The sequence below is a fragment of the Sporosarcina sp. NCCP-2331 genome, assembly GCF_023707945.1.
GTDB classification, from domain to species: Bacteria; Bacillota; Bacilli; order Bacillales_A; family Planococcaceae; genus Sporosarcina; species Sporosarcina cascadiensis.
Map to the genome: position 1 here is coordinate 1 of NZ_BRCD01000045.1, position 14,750 is coordinate 14,750.

Here is a 14,750-nt window from a genome sequence, read left to right on the forward strand (position 1 = left end):
GCCGGCGGCGAATTAATTCAACACAACAGGCTGCTCTGAAATTCTCAGGGCAGCCTGTTTATTTTTCTATAAATCTACCACTTCGGCACACCCACATGATCTTCCACCCAGCCTTCAGTGTACGTAATCACCTGACCCGCTTTTTTCAAGGGCACGACTTTAAAGCGATTCTGTTCATCTTTTATGACGCCAGTCGGGAAAAATCGTGGATCTTCAATGGTCACCTTTGAGATATCGCCTGTCTTTTCTTTCGTCACAGTCAACCGTGCAATCCCACCAAAATTCGTATATTCATACGGCTGGGCCGAATAAAAATTGCCGAGCGAGAAAAACACTTTTGTCTCCCCGATTTCCTCGTAACGTTGCAGGACGTGCGGATGATGTCCAAAAATGATATCAGCGCCCGCAGACGAAATATACTGAGCCAGTTCATCCTGTGCTTGTGATGTCTGCAGTCTGTACTCGGGACCCCAGTGCAAAGAGACAACGATGACATCGACAGCCGGTTTCATTCGCAGAATATCGTCAGCAACTTTCTGATAGTCGATCAAATTGACCAAATAGTCTTTGCCGGGCGGGACAGGCTCGATATTCGTTCCGTACGTATAGGCCAGCACACCGATCCGTATGCCGTTCACTTCGACTATCCTCAAGGTCTCCTGATCTTCAAATGAATCATAGGCGCCGACATACTGCATCGCATATTCTCTCGCATGCTCAATAGACTTCATTACGCCGATTTCACCCTTGTCCAATGTATGATTATTGGCCATTGAAATCATGTCCACGCCTGCTTCCTGCAGGTCGCGGATAATGTATTTCGGACTGTTGAATATTGGATAAGTCGACAATCCAAGTTCAGCACCTGCCGGCATGGATTCCTGATTGGCCAGCAAGAAATCAATGTCCGTCAGCTTCTCCTTCACTGCGGCGAACGCAAAGTCAAAACTTGGATACGTGTAAATGGGGTAATGCAGGAGCACATCGCCGGTCATGCCGATGGTTGCTGTGGTCACAACTGTATTTTCAACACGCTGCTCTACATTCTCTTCTACTTTATTATTCTCATCTTTTATGCTGTTACTTTCAGATTGATCATTTACCCATGCAGCAGATAGAGACCGATCTCTTTCTGTCCAATGATTCCATAAAAGATAGCCGCATACGACCCAGGTCATACACATGACGGCGACAAGCCACTTTGTCTTCACGTTCCACTCCCCATATCAAAGTGTAGGATTATCACGTTTTAAGTACACGGAAATTATACCCACACTTCATTTTCAAATAATTATTTCCCTCTGCTGCTAAAATCACCTGATTATACCATATGGTAAATAAATATAGAAGATGCTCTCGATTATGATCTATTCATTGTACGAACTTTTAGGAATTCCACAAAAATCAGTTCAGTAAGAAATATGATTTGCGGAATCTCAAGAATGAATAAAAAAGACGTTTACAATTGGCCGAAAGACAGGCTGATGTAAACGTCTTCTTACTTCTACTCAACAAACAACATGCCATTCTCCAGTGTCATTGTATCATTACAGCTGAGAGTTCCTAATGAAATACTACTTATCCCATATAAACACTTTCACAAGTACCTGCCACTGGTTCATAAAAACAATGACTTTTGAATTGTCCTGTAAACGGCTGGCCGTACCAAGTGGGAGGGCAGGGGCCGTATGGATTAAAGTACCAAAGTGCATACTGCGCCGGATGCTGTCTCCATGAATCTAAATTCTGTTTGGCCAGCCTTTTTTCAGTCTCTCTTGCACGCTGGTAAAACATATTTCCTTTTTGCACTGCTTCAAAAGAATAATTCCCGCCTTGTATCTGGAAAATGACGTCATTAATCGTTCTCACATCGTTAAAATCCAAACAGTCTGCTATCGCCCGGTTTACAATCACATTGCCGACATACAGCATTCCTTGTTTCCCTTCGCCCTCTGCTTCAGCGCGCATCATCCTCGCCATTAAATCAACGTCTGAATCTCTGTATTTAACTCTTGGCATTTTTTCACCTCAACCATATTTTATGTGAAGTCCGCCATAATGATGTCAGTTTATCTGAAAGTTAACAGGAAGACAAATACAAAATCGTTTTTGCATATGTAGAAGTCCTGATTTTCCAGCAGGACCGTGACGCAGAAGTTTGGCCGTGATGCAAATGGATGGATGTCACCAAAAATAAAAATTTACTATATAAGTTGAGGGTCTTCACCAAAACATGTGCTTGACAGTTTAATTGATGAGCAGTTTAAGATTTTTCGTGATTGCGCAGTATAGGATGGTAAGTGGGAGGACACCGTTTCCCTGCGTTCCAGGCGGACGCGTGTCCTGCGGGCCCTCGGTGAGCCAAGCGAACAGCAAAGGGTTCGCTTTGCCGTATTTCTGCGCTCTTTGCAGAAATTAAGGCAAACTGTGCTCATAACGCTACGCTTTTATTCGCAAAAGCCTTTCTTCGTAAAGGCTTTCGCTCCCTTTAGTTGTCTCATCCTATCGGGCTGATCCTCCCGGAGTCGCCTAAAACCAGTGCTCCTAACGCTACGCTTTTACTCGCAAAAGCCGTTCTACGTGACGGCTTTCACTCCGGTACACTAAGCTGGTTTTTCAGGACTTTTTATGTGAGTAGGTAGTAGTATGAGCATACTAATTGAGACTATAACGATAGTACCGATGTTTCATGCACTACTTATCATTCTGCAAATACCTAAATTCCTGTGGTCAATGCGTTTACAAAGTCGAGAAACGAAACTACACCAACTAAACTCGCTCTCTGCAAAAAAGCAACATGACATACTTTCCGCAACAACAGCGTAGGCGCAACTGCGGGGTCGGCCGTTGCGAAGCGAACAGCGAAGGGTTCGCTTTGCCGTATTTCTGCGGTTTTTTGCAGAAATTAAGGCAATGATGCATGTTCTTCGCCAGTAGGCTTATCGCGTAAGGCAATCCCCCAGCGCTGAAGTGGGTTCAAACTGCAAAGTCGAGCAACGAAACCCGCACAAATCCACCTCCTGACAAACTTCAGCAAGATTTTGCAATACGCACGTGACAGGGTCAAGAACAGATTTTGGTGTAGAGCCTAAGTTGAATTAAACTTTTTACATCATAGGGAAGCTATGTTCTATCTACTCAGTTGATTGGAGTGCAAGGCGGCGACTCTGGGAGGATCAGCCCGACAGGTGAGACAACTTAGGGGAGCGTAGCGACCAAGTTGGCTCACCGCGGGCCCTCCAGAAAGCGTCCGCCTGGAACGGAAATCAACGGTGCTAAGTAATTTGTAGAATGATTATTTATTAATTCAACTTATATAGTGGATAATCAAAAAATCATTTGTTAAAATAAACAACGGAAATATATTTCTTTTAACACGGTTCAGAGAAGCCGAAAAGAGCAATTGTATATGGTTAGCTTGTTTAGTCATACCCTTTTGTCCTCTTCGACGGAAGGGTATTTAATTTGCCCAATTATCAGAAACGTGCAACAGCAGCATCTTCTTTTAAAGAACGTCCCGTGAGGCGGAAAAGAAGAATAGGATCCATTTATCCATTCTTTCTGTAAAAAGAAGCAAACATCTAGAATATACTGGAGGAAGACAGAATGGAGTATCGAAAGAAAACTGTTGTGGCATCGGTAACAGGTTTGACTTTAGAGGGCATGGACATCATGTTTATTTCTTTTGCCATGACTATGATTATCGCAGAATTCCACATCGACTTGGCAACAGGCGGACTGATTTCATCCGTAACGAATATCGGAATGTTGTTTGGCGGTATCGTATTTGGAATTTTAGCGGATAAATACGGGCGAGTTAAAGTATTTACATATACCGTTTTACTATTTGCGATCGGTACAGCACTGACGGGATTAGCCACGAGTATTGAGCAAGTTTACGTCTTCCGTTTAATCGCCGGAATTGGTGCCGGAGGGGAATACGGAATCGGCATGGCCCTCGTTGCAGAAGCCTGGCCAAAGAATAAACAGGGAAGGGCTTCTTCTTATGTCAGTGTCGGAGCGCAGTATGGTGTGATATTGGCTGCATTGATCAGTGCAGTGATCTTGCCGACGCTGGGATGGCGGGCATTATTCTTTGTCGGTGTCATTCCTGTCATCTTCGCTTTTATTGTCAGAAGGAATTTGGATGAATCACCGGAATGGCTGGCTGCTCAAAAAAATAAAACTGCAGTGAAGAAAAAAGAAAAGGGAAAGTTGCTGCAATTATTTGAAACACCCCGAATCACATTCACGACCCTCACTTTAATTGTAATGGCGACCGTTCAAATTGCGGGGTATAACGGATTGATGATCTGGCTGCCTTCCATGTTGCAGCAGTCACAAGGGCTGTCTGTTTCCAGCTCTGCACTTTGGACAATCAGTACGGCGGTGGGCATGATTATCGGAATGCTGACGTTTGGTATATTTCTTGATAAGTTTGGAACAAAGCGTTCATTCGGTCTATTTCTCATCGCTTCAGCATGTGCTGTGTTTTTATATTCCTATGCAACCGGAAGTGTCGGTGTCTTACTCGGGGGTTCAATCGTAGGATTCTTCTCCAATGGAATGTTTGCAGGGTACGGGGCATTGATTGGCGGCCTGTACCCTGTTCAGATCCGCAGTACAGCAACCAATACTATTTTTAATTTCGGCAGAGCGATAGGCGGATTCTCGCCGATTCTGGTTGGCTTCATCTTGCAGAGTTACGATATGAAAGTTGCGATGCTTTATTTGGCAGGCTTGTACTGCATGTCCTTCCTGGCTATGCTTACGTTAAAAAAAGGAAATGACGATCAAGTAAATCACACGATATGAACAGTTAGAAAGACACCTTCCAGTAACGTGCACATAGAGGCACACATGGGAGGTGTTTTTTCTGTTATTTGAATAGAGTCAAGTGCTTAGGGGAATCTAAAGTATCAGGAGTGTGAGGTTAATGAATTCATTTAGTTGTGAGGTGTGGCCCGAAGACCCAACGCCAAAAGAACAATTGGAATGCCGGGAGTGCGGACTTTATCGTCAAGGGTCCCGGATGGTTTGGGGAGAGGGGAATCCACGGGCACCCATTCTGGTAATTTTGGATAATCCGGGCGTCCGTGAAGACCGTGAGAGGAACCCGATGGTTTGCGGAACACGCCAAACGTTACAGCAGGCTCTTCATGAAGTCGGTTTATCAAAAGACACCATCTACGTTACCTACATTTTAAAGCGAAGACCTGTACGGAAATATGATAAAGAGCAGGTCCGTTCCATTTGTATGCATCATTTGGAAAAACAGCTGGAGAATCAAAACCCTTCATTGATCATATGCCTGGGCAATGTGGCAGTTCAATCATTCTTCAAAAATTCTGAAGTTGATGTTAAATCGCTGCGCGGCAGCTGGCATGATGTCGGCGGGTATCAAACAGCTGTGGCATACCATCCCCTTGCTGTCCGGCGCAGACCCAATCTGTATCCGAAGTTTGCCGAAGATTTATCATTCGCAGCCGAGAAGTTTCGGCTGATGCAGTAAATGTATGCGGTACTCATTGCTCTTTTGGTTTTTGGTTTATTGGCAATCTGTCTCATTGAAAAAACCTGGCGAATTCCGCCAGGTTTTTTACGTGCATCTAAATGAATCGATTTTCTTCAAATCCATTCCATAATATTCCCATCGATAATGGCGCGGATCCCATCGATAGCCGGCAATCGAAGTGCGGCCGACGAAAGTTGGATAATACCAGAAGCCTTTATTTCTAGAAGTCCATATATACGTGTAGCGGTACAGACATCCTGCTATACCGCCGGGATCGACTGCACGCAACTGTGCGTCCGGATAACTGGGTGTCTGACTCGGCGGCGCTGAAGTCGGCGCGCCTTGCTGACTTGGATTTCCCGGCTGGCCTTGATGCCCTGGGGAACTGGGGTAGCCAGGCTGCTGCGGATATCCCGGATAACCTTGCCCAGGATACCCCGGCTGCTGACCTGGATAACCTGGATATTGGCCTGGATGTCCTTGCTGCCATGGCGGGTAGGATTGCCCCGGAGGCGGATAGCCCGGCATGCCGCTTGAACCTGGTCCGCCCGGCCATCCTTGTTGATTTGGCGGGTATTGCGGGTAATGATTTGTATGATGATAGGCATCATACTGCTGTCCTGGATAACCTTCGGGCAACTGCGGGTACCACATATTTTCGCCTTGCTGATTCAAAAAATCACTCCTTCTTTCTATTGTGTGCAGCGTATTCATTTCATTCAGAAGCAGCGGAATGCATCAATACGTTGTAAGTCAATTCCTAAGTACTCCCATCGGTACCTTCGTGAATTCCACTGGAAACCTGCGACAGAGTTTCTGCCGACGAATGTCGGGTAGAACCAGAATCCGTTGAACCTAGAAGTCCAGACGTATGTGAACCGGAATAAACAACCTGAGATTGCTCCGGGATCAACTGCAAATGTCTGGAATTCGGGGTAACTTGGTACTTGGCTTGGCGGAGGCGAAGTAGGTGCTGCTGCTTGGCCGCCTTGGCCCGGCTGATTCGGAAAATTCGGCTGTCCTGGAAACCCAGGAGAACCGGGAAACCACTGAGAGTCTTGCTGGCCGGGGAAACCTGGAATTCTTTGCATCCAAGGAGGAAATAACTGAGCTGGGGAAGGTGAATTCCAGCCTGGAAAATTAAATCCTGAGCCTTGCCAATATGGCTGCTGATTTGGAGGATATTGGCGATATCCGTCATGTTGGTTCAAAACATCACTCCTTCTATACTGTCTCGAAATAGTATATGCAGCGGCTGCACCGTTTGACTTTCTCTTCACTGGATCTGCTGCTGTGATACACTAAAGAAAAGGAAGTGGATCATATTGAATGAAATGAAACCGCATATTTTAGTAATTGATGGGATGGCTTTGTTATTCCGATCTTTTTTTGCGACAGCACATAGCGGACAGTTTTTTCCGAATGCTTATAATGTGCCGACGAATGGCGTACAGGGATTTGTACGTCACACGATGAGTGCCATTTCCATATTTCAGCCGACGCATCTGGCGGTTTGCTGGGATATGGGTTCCAAGACGTTTCGCAATGAATTGTTTCCGGACTATAAATCACACCGGCCGGCACCGGCGCCTGAGCTTGTTCCTCAGTTTGATATGGCACGGGAAGTGTCTGAAACATTAGGATGGAAAAGTTACGGGATTCCGAATATGGAAGCGGATGATTTGATTGGTTCGCTGATTAAGTCGTGGAATGGAAAAGCCAAATTCACTGTGGTGTCGGGTGATAAGGATTTACTGCAGCTGTTGAGGCCCGATGTGACCATTGCCTTAACAAAAAAAGGTTACACACAGTATGATGAATACAATGCACAGCGTTTTATAGAAGAGTATGGAATCACACCAGGGCAATTTGTTGATATGAAAGCTTTTACAGGAGATTCTAGTGACGGCTATCCGGGAGTGAAGGGAATCGGTCCGAAAACAGCTCTGAAGCTGATTCAACAATACGGTTCGGTGGACGGGGTACTCGCAGCCAAAGAAGAGTTGGCTGCAGGCGTGCGTAAAAAGATTGAGACAGATGAAGAGATGCTGATGCTGTCGATAGAACTGGCGGAGATTCACTGTGAATTAACGCTTGATGATCCGCTCGATCAGTTGACGATTCCTGCATTCACTGAGGAAACGGCCAGACTAATGGAACAGCAGGGCTATTCTCTGATCGCTCGGCAGGGATTACCTGTTTCACCGTTTTGACGGCTCGATTTTGACGAATGTCAGTATGCTTTCATTCAGCTGATAAGGTACAGAGCGGACAGTGCTTGGACGGTTTTTGCCGCCGTTGTCTTGAACAAGTAAATGTAGTTTACCTTCTATATATTCATAGCCTACCAGGACAACCCAGTGGTAATCGAATGAAAAACGGCCGCGCCATTTCAGACGGAACCATTTATCGAATTTCACCGCTGCAGGGCGGCCTTCGTCCAGTTGTCGGATGGCCTCGTCTATTGTGCATACTTTAACGGTCCAGTCTTTACCGAGAAGCTGATGTAAATTACGGACGAAACGCCATGCAGGCAAGCCGATTTTTGTACCGCCGAGCCGGCGGTACAGTTTGTTGATGTCGGGAGCCTGTTGCGCAGGGAAAAGATGGCGCAGCAGCACAAAAGCGGTGACAGGGCCGCAAGCAGAAGCGCGGTATTTGGGCTGAATATCGTGATCATGCTGCGATTTACCTGTAACCTCTATGTATCTTGCCATGCCAGGCACCTCCATTATCGAGAAACAGCGCTGACCGAAGTCAGCGCTGCTTTCATTAAATTTTTACTTCATCCAGAAAATCTGTCACTTGTTTGGGTGATTTTGCGTTTGCACTGTGTAAGTGTGCTTGCTTTTCTCCGTCTTTGAAAATCAGCAGACTCGGAATTCCCATCACTTCGTATTTTTCAGCGATTTCAGGGAGAACATCACGATCGGCTTCATACCATGAATACGCATCGTATTTTTCGACGATCGGATCAATGAACATATCCATACGTTTACAGTCCGGACACCAATCGGCTTCGAATTTTACAAGTACCGGTTTATCACCCGCGATTAGTTCATTAAATTCTTTTGTAGATTTAATTTCTTTCATTTATATCGCCTCCATTCAATAGATAGTGTACAATGTTTCCTGTAGGTTGGGTATTTTAATGCTTGTTCAAAAAAATCTGCAAAGTAAAACTATTTCTGATTTAAATATTGCGAAATAGTTTCAAATGATTTACACTAGTATCTATAAGCAACGCGTATTTTTTTTACGCTATAAATGAATGAGTGTTCATTCAAAGATAAAGGGAGGATTGCACGTGACTTATCAAATTAGAAAAGCGGCAGTTTTAGGATCTGGTGTGATGGGTTCAGGTATTGCAGCACATTTAGCCAATATCGGAATACCTGTTCTTTTACTGGACATCGTTCCACCAAAATTGGGTGCCGATGATGAAGCAAAAGGGCTGACGGTTGAGGATCCTAGATTCCGCAATAAGTTTGCTGCGACGGCGTTGGAGAAGTTATTAAAACAAAAACCAGCTCCTCTTACAACAAAGAGAAACTTATCATTAATTACACCGGGTAACTTTGAGGACGATATGGAACGGCTTGCTGAAGTAGATTGGATTATTGAAGTAGTCGTTGAAAACTTGGATATTAAGAAGAGTCTATATGAGAAAGTTGAAAACGTGATCAAGCCGGGTACAATTGTTACTTCCAATACATCCGGAATCAGTATCGAAGCGATGTCGGAAGGCCGTTCGGAAGAATTCCAGAAACATTTCCTGGGAACGCACTTCTTTAATCCACCAAGATACTTAAAATTACTAGAAATCATTCCTACACAAAAAACTTCACCTGAAGTAATAGACTTCATGACAGAGTTTGGTGAAAACCGACTTGGTAAAGGTGTGGTTATTGCGAAAGATACTCCGAACTTCATTGGAAACCGGATTGGAACGTACGGCCTGCAGGTAATATTGCATAAAATGCTCGAACGCGGCTATTCAATCGGTGAGATCGATTCCATTACAGGTACATTAATCGGACGTCCGAAGTCGGCGACATTCCGCACACTTGATGTAGTTGGACTTGACACGTATCAGCATGTTGCGAAAAACGTTTATGACCAGACGACAGGTGACGAGCAAAAAGTATTCGATCTTCCTGAAGTGGTAGTGAAAATGGTTGAAAACGGCTGGATCGGCGCGAAAGTGAAGCAAGGCTTCTATAAGAAAGAAGGACGCGAAATCCTTGAGCTTGATCTGAAGACGATGGAATATGGGCCTGCCCAGAAAATGAAAGCGCCTTCAATAGATGCGGCAAAACAGCAAAAAGGACTTGCCAATAAAGTGAAGACGTTAGTGTATGCGAAAGACCGTGCAGGAGAGATTCTGTGGAACACACTCCTTCCACCTATGCTGTATGCCGCTGAGCTTCACGGCGAAATCGCAGACGATATCGTAGCGATTGATAACGGCATGAAGTGGGGCTTCGGCTGGACTCAGGGACCATTCGAAATTTGGGACGCAATCGGTGTCAGCAAATCAGTTGAGCGATTGAAAGAAGAAGGAAAAGAGATTCCTTCATTTGTGCAGTCGTTACTGGATAAAGGCTATGAAACTTTCTATAAAGAGGAAGACGGCGAGCTTTACTACTTTGACGGTACAGACTACCAAAAGGTAAAAGTAAATGAGAGAGAGATCAATCTCAAAAGCTACAAGAAGAAACATGGCGTTATTAAAAAGAATTCCGGAGCAAGTCTAATTGATTTAGGCGATGGCATTGCATTACTGGAGTTCCATTCACAGTCGAATGCAATCGGACTGGATATCACACAAATGATCAACTACGCAATTGATGAAGTGGAACAGAACTATAAAGGCCTTGTCATCGGTAACCAGGGGAAAAACTTCTGTGTCGGTGCAAACCTTGGAATGATCTTGATGGAAGCACAGGATGATAATATCTTTGAACTGGATTTCGTAGTCCGTTCATTCCAGAACGCGATGATGAGAATTAAATACAGCAGTAAGCCGGTCGTCGCTGCTCCATTCCAGATGACACTCGGCGGCGGAGCGGAAGTTTGTCTTCCGGCTGCACATATCCAGGCTTCCTCTGAAACATATATGGGGCTTGTAGAAGCAGGCGTCGGGCTGATCCCGGGCGGCGGCGGAAACGTCAATCTGTATCAGAAGCATCTGAAAGGTCTTCCGAACGGCGTGCCGGTTGATTACCAGAACGTTGCAAATAAAGTATTCGAATCCATCGCAATGGCGAAAGTTTCGACATCTGCAGACGAAGCAAGAGAAAATAACTTCTTGGACTTTGCAGACGGTATCAGCTTCAATCCAGACCACCTGATTTACGATGCGAAGCAAGCGGCACTTTCGTTATATGAAGCAGGCTATGTAGCGCCGAAGAAGGCGAAAGTTCCGGTAACGGGCGATTCGGGCTATGCAACATTGCTGTTGGCTGCAGAAGGTATGCACTTATCCGGCTTTATTAGCGATCACGACTTGAAGATTGCGAAGAAATTAGCTCATGTCATTTCAGGCGGTAAGATTCCGTTCGGTACACTTGTTGAGGAGCAGTACTTGCTGGATCTTGAGCGTGAAGCATTCTTGAGTTTGGTGGCAGAGCCGAAATCACAGCAGCGTATGCAGCATATGCTTGTGAAGGGCAAACCGTTACGTAACTGACAGGTAGATGATAAAGGAGGAAACAGAATGCGCGAAGCAGTAATTGTAGCCGGTGCTCGAACACCGATTGGAAAAGCGGGAAGAGGTTCTTTGGCAACTGTCCGTCCGGATGATCTCGGGGCGTTGACGATAAAGGAAACATTGAAACGTGCAGGAAATTATGATGGACCGATTGATGATCTGATCATCGGCTGTGCAATGCCGGAAGCAGAACAGGGGAATAACGTGGCGCGAAATATCGGCGCATTGGCAGGCTTGCCTGATACAACGCCTGCTGTAACAGTCAATCGTTTCTGTTCATCAGGATTGCAGACGATTGCCTATGCGGCAGAACGCATTATGCTCGGTCACTCAGAAGCAATTATTGCTGGCGGTGTGGAATCCATGAGTATGATTCCAATGATGGGGAATACAATCCGTCCAAACGTTAAATTAGCAGAAGAAGCACCTGAATATTACATGGGAATGGGGCATACAGCTGAGCAAGTGGCACAGAAGTATGAAATCTCACGTGAAGACCAGGATGCATTCGCTGTAGAATCACATAGACGTGCAGAAGCTGCAATCAAAGCAGGAAAGTTCGTTGATGAAATCGTACCGGTTGAAGTGACAAAACGCTTTGTCGGTCCAGACGGCAAGTATCAAGAAAAAACTTCGCTGTTTGAAATGGATGAAGGCGTGCGTCCGGGAACGACTCCGGAAGTACTTGGCAAATTACGCCCGGCATTCGCAGCGAAAGGTTCTGTTACAGCAGGCAACGCGTCACAGACTTCTGACGGAGCGGCAACTGTCCTCGTAATGGATTCCGAGCTTGCGGAAAAGCGCGGTTTGAAACCGATGGCAAAATTCCTTTCATTCGCAGTTGGCGGCGTACCGCCTGAAATCATGGGGATCGGGCCGATCGAAGCGGTTCCGAAAGCATTGAAGATCGCGGGACTATCTATAGAAGATATCGACCTGTGGGAGCTGAATGAAGCCTTCGCTTCTCAGTCACTGGCGGTTATCCGGACTCTTGGACTGGATACAGACAAAGTGAACGTTAACGGCGGAGCTATCGCTACTGGCCACCCGCTCGGTGCAACAGGTACAGTGCTGACATTGAAATTAATTAACGAATTAAAGCGCCAGGGCAAGAAGTACGGGGTCGTGACGATGTGTATCGGCGGCGGAATGGGTGCTGCAGGGGTCTTCGAAGTACTATAAGTCCAGTAAGGAAAAATGGGAGAAACAGGGGGAGTATAGATGACTAAAGCTATGGAGGGTACTAAAATGACAGAATTCGTAAAAGGTGGAGCATTTTTAACTGAGGATATGGACGCAAACCGCGTCTTCACACCGGAAGATTTTACAGACGAGCAGAAGATGATTGCAAAGACAACGGAAGAGTACGTGAAAAACGACGTGACACCGTTGATCGAAAAGCTTGAAAACCATGAGTTTGAACACTCCGTGACATTGCTGAAGAAAGCGGGAGACCTTGGTCTGCTTGCTGCAGATATTCCAGAAGAGTATGAAGGTCTTGGACTGGACAAAGTTACTTCTGCATTGATTGCTGAAAAAATGTCGCTGGCCGGCGGCTTCTCGATCACTCACGGCGCACACGTCGGGATCGGAACATTGCCGATCGTTTTATTCGGTAATCACGAACAGAAGATGAAGTATTTGCCGAACTCTGCCAGCGGAGCGAAAATTTCTGCTTACGCATTGACAGAGCCAAGCTCAGGATCTGACGCATTGGGAGCAAAAACTACAGCTAAATTAAATGCTGAAGGCACACACTATGTACTGAACGGTGAAAAACAATGGATCACAAACTCTGCATTTGCTGATGTATTCGTTGTCTATGCAAAAATTGACGGTGATAAGTTCACAGCATTCATCGTGGAGAAAGACTTCCCTGGCGTTTCAGTAGGGCCGGAAGAGAAGAAGATGGGTATCAAATCATCGTCCACACGTACGTTGATCCTTGAAGACGCTCAGGTCCCAGTTGAAAATCTGCTTGGTGAAATCGGCCGCGGACACGTCATCGCATTCAACATCCTGAACATCGGACGTTATAAGCTTGGAGTAGGCACAATCGGAGGGTCAAAGCGTTCACTTGAACTGGCTATCAAATATGCGAACCAGCGTAAGCAGTTCGACACGCCGATTTCTCAGTTCAACCTGACAAAAGAAAAATTCGGCACGATGGCTTCGATGCTGTATGCTACGGAAAGCTTGATCTACCGTACAGTTGGATACTTTGAAGAGCACAACGCTGCAATGAGCCCTGAAGAGCAAAAAGACGGCGCAAAAGTAGCAGCATCCATTGCGGAGTATGCGATTGAGTGTTCCATCAACAAAGTTGTCGGTTCTGAAGTACTGGATTACATCGTCGACGAAGCGGTTCAAATCCACGGCGGATATGGTTTCATGGCGGAATACGAAGTAGAGCGCATCTACCGCGACTCCCGTATCAACCGTATCTTCGAAGGTACGAATGAAATCAACCGGATGATCGTTCCAGGTACATTCCTTAAGAAAGCAATGAAAGGCGAGCTGCCATTGCTTCAGCAGGCGCAGGCTTTGCAGGAAGAATTGCTTTCCATGATGCCGGAAGAAGTGGGCGATGAGCCATTGGCACAAGAGAAAGCGCTTGTGAAGAACTCGAAGAAAATTGGTATTCTGGTGGCTGGACTTGCAGCTCAGCGCTACGGCACGAAGCTGGATCAGGAGCAGGAAATTCTGGTGAACATCGCTGATATTGCGAACGACTTGTTCGGTATGGAGTCTGCAGTTCTTCGTACGGAAAAAGCAATCAACAAAAACGGCGCAGAGAAAGAAAACCAGAAGCTTCTATATACACAGATTTTCTGTCAAGAAGCGTTCGGACGCATCGAAGCGGAAGCAAAAGAAACATTGCTTGCAGCAGTGGACGGCGACAACCAGCGCATGATGATCTCTGCATTGCGCAAGTTGACTCGCAACAATCCGTATAACTTGATTGCGAAGAAGCGTGAAGCGGCTGATAAGCTGATTGAAGCTGAGAAGTTTATCGTTTGATGTGAATGAATAATGAAGCGCTCCGTTTCTATACGGGGCGTTTTGTTTTGGGATTTAGAAATATTAAGTAGTAACGATACCGTTTCCCTTCGTTTCAGACGGACGCGTTCGGGAGGGCCCGCGGTGAGCCAAGCGAACAGCGAAGAGTTCGCTTTGCCGTATTTTTGCGCTCTTCGCAAAAATTAAGGCAATACAAGGTTCCTTCTACCATCTTCTCCCGCAAGCTCCCGCAAGTTGTCTCACCTGTCGGGCTGATCCTCCCCGAGTCGCCGCCTTGCACTCCGGTACACTGGTTTGATGGTTATGAATAATTACGTTTTTAGTGAGCGATATATGTAGCAAATGCATACGGTATTGTTTTGCTTTTTAACTATTTTTGTAGTTTTTTAGTTCAAGTGCAGATAAAAACAAATTCAGTTAACAACACAAATTACATTCCTAAGTTTAGAATGCACTGATAAGTATCATCCACTTGCTATGCAAGGGATTGGAGCGGCAGGC

The 14,750-nt window shown here is 45.7% G+C and carries 12 protein-coding genes; 6 read left to right on the forward strand and 6 right to left on the reverse strand.

What is annotated here, in order from left to right:
- Positions 1–74: 74 nt before the first annotated feature.
- Both NCCP2331_RS17245 and NCCP2331_RS17250 read right to left on the reverse strand, forming a co-directional pair.
- Positions 75–1,211 carry a CapA family protein gene (locus tag NCCP2331_RS17245; protein WP_251671979.1) on the reverse strand — a complete coding sequence of 379 codons (1,137 nt, stop codon included), beginning with the start codon at positions 1,209–1,211 and terminating at the stop codon, positions 75–77.
- A 367-nt stretch (positions 1,212–1,578) separates the two neighbouring features.
- Entirely contained in the window at positions 1,579–2,019 is a 441-nt protein-coding gene (locus NCCP2331_RS17250) for a cell wall hydrolase (protein WP_251671980.1), read from the reverse strand.
- A 1,587-nt stretch (positions 2,020–3,606) separates the two neighbouring features.
- Here NCCP2331_RS17250 and NCCP2331_RS17255 point away from each other — a divergent pair.
- Positions 3,607–4,815: an MFS transporter gene (locus NCCP2331_RS17255; protein ID WP_251671981.1), complete on the forward strand. Its 1,209-nt coding sequence runs from the start codon at positions 3,607–3,609 to the stop codon at positions 4,813–4,815.
- 121 nt (positions 4,816–4,936) lie between these two features.
- On the forward strand, positions 4,937–5,512 hold the full coding sequence (locus NCCP2331_RS17260) for a uracil-DNA glycosylase (RefSeq protein ID WP_251671982.1): 576 nt from the start codon (positions 4,937–4,939) through the stop codon (positions 5,510–5,512).
- 87 nt (positions 5,513–5,599) lie between these two features.
- Here NCCP2331_RS17260 and NCCP2331_RS17265 read toward each other — a convergent pair whose 3' ends face one another.
- Together NCCP2331_RS17265 and NCCP2331_RS17270 are read right to left on the reverse strand one after the other, a co-directional pair.
- A complete protein-coding gene (locus tag NCCP2331_RS17265; protein WP_251671983.1) occupies positions 5,600–6,190 on the reverse strand; it encodes a hypothetical protein in 591 nt (196 codons plus the stop codon).
- 44 nt (positions 6,191–6,234) lie between these two features.
- Positions 6,235–6,726 carry a hypothetical protein gene (locus tag NCCP2331_RS17270; protein ID WP_251671984.1) on the reverse strand — a complete coding sequence of 164 codons (492 nt, stop codon included), beginning with the start codon at positions 6,724–6,726 and terminating at the stop codon, positions 6,235–6,237.
- A gap of 123 nt (positions 6,727–6,849) precedes the next feature.
- Between NCCP2331_RS17270 and NCCP2331_RS17275 the strand changes: the two genes are divergently transcribed.
- Positions 6,850–7,728, forward strand: a complete 879-nt coding sequence (locus NCCP2331_RS17275) for a 5'-3' exonuclease (RefSeq protein WP_251671990.1) — start codon at positions 6,850–6,852, stop codon at positions 7,726–7,728.
- On the opposite strand, the gene NCCP2331_RS17280 is transcribed toward NCCP2331_RS17275, so the two are convergent.
- Together NCCP2331_RS17280 and NCCP2331_RS17285 are read right to left on the reverse strand one after the other, a co-directional pair.
- Positions 7,717–8,232 (reverse strand): C39 family peptidase, encoded by a 516-nt coding sequence (locus tag NCCP2331_RS17280; RefSeq protein WP_251671985.1) that lies wholly within the window; start codon positions 8,230–8,232, stop codon positions 7,717–7,719. The genes NCCP2331_RS17275 and NCCP2331_RS17280 overlap by 12 nt on opposite strands.
- A 55-nt stretch (positions 8,233–8,287) precedes the next feature.
- A complete protein-coding gene (locus NCCP2331_RS17285) occupies positions 8,288–8,608 on the reverse strand; it encodes a thioredoxin family protein (RefSeq protein ID WP_251671986.1) in 321 nt (106 codons plus the stop codon).
- A gap of 178 nt (positions 8,609–8,786) precedes the next feature.
- Between NCCP2331_RS17285 and NCCP2331_RS17290 the strand changes: the two genes are divergently transcribed.
- Genes NCCP2331_RS17290 through NCCP2331_RS17300 form a run of 3 tightly spaced genes read left to right on the forward strand, consistent with a single transcriptional unit; the run spans position 8,787 to position 14,249 of the window.
- Complete coding sequence (locus NCCP2331_RS17290; protein WP_483882479.1) at positions 8,787–11,207, forward strand: 3-hydroxyacyl-CoA dehydrogenase/enoyl-CoA hydratase family protein; 2,421 nt, start codon at positions 8,787–8,789, stop codon at positions 11,205–11,207.
- A 27-nt stretch (positions 11,208–11,234) separates the two neighbouring features.
- Positions 11,235–12,410, forward strand: coding sequence for an acetyl-CoA C-acetyltransferase (locus NCCP2331_RS17295; protein ID WP_251671988.1), 1,176 nt, complete (start codon positions 11,235–11,237; stop codon positions 12,408–12,410).
- 39 nt (positions 12,411–12,449) lie between these two features.
- Positions 12,450–14,249 carry an acyl-CoA dehydrogenase family protein gene (locus NCCP2331_RS17300; protein WP_251671989.1) on the forward strand — a complete coding sequence of 600 codons (1,800 nt, stop codon included), beginning with the start codon at positions 12,450–12,452 and terminating at the stop codon, positions 14,247–14,249.
- Positions 14,250–14,750: the final 501 nt, after the last annotated feature.

What these genes read in the sequence shown, in the direction of transcription:
- NCCP2331_RS17290 (WP_483882479.1), top strand. Translation starts at nt 8,787, where the DNA reads ATGAGTGTTCATTCAAAGATAAAGGGAGGATTGCACGTGACTTATCAA.
- NCCP2331_RS17250 (WP_251671980.1), bottom strand. Translation starts at nt 2,019, where the DNA reads ATGCCAAGAGTTAAATACAGAGATTCAGACGTTGATTTAATGGCGAGG.
- NCCP2331_RS17295 (WP_251671988.1), top strand. Translation starts at nt 11,235, where the DNA reads ATGCGCGAAGCAGTAATTGTAGCCGGTGCTCGAACACCGATTGGAAAA.
- NCCP2331_RS17275 (WP_251671990.1), top strand. Translation starts at nt 6,850, where the DNA reads ATGAAACCGCATATTTTAGTAATTGATGGGATGGCTTTGTTATTCCGA.
- NCCP2331_RS17300 (WP_251671989.1), top strand. Translation starts at nt 12,450, where the DNA reads ATGACTAAAGCTATGGAGGGTACTAAAATGACAGAATTCGTAAAAGGT.
- NCCP2331_RS17255 (WP_251671981.1), top strand. Translation starts at nt 3,607, where the DNA reads ATGGAGTATCGAAAGAAAACTGTTGTGGCATCGGTAACAGGTTTGACT.
- NCCP2331_RS17260 (WP_251671982.1), top strand. Translation starts at nt 4,937, where the DNA reads ATGAATTCATTTAGTTGTGAGGTGTGGCCCGAAGACCCAACGCCAAAA.
- NCCP2331_RS17285 (WP_251671986.1), bottom strand. Translation starts at nt 8,608, where the DNA reads ATGAAAGAAATTAAATCTACAAAAGAATTTAATGAACTAATCGCGGGT.
- NCCP2331_RS17280 (WP_251671985.1), bottom strand. Translation starts at nt 8,232, where the DNA reads ATGGCAAGATACATAGAGGTTACAGGTAAATCGCAGCATGATCACGAT.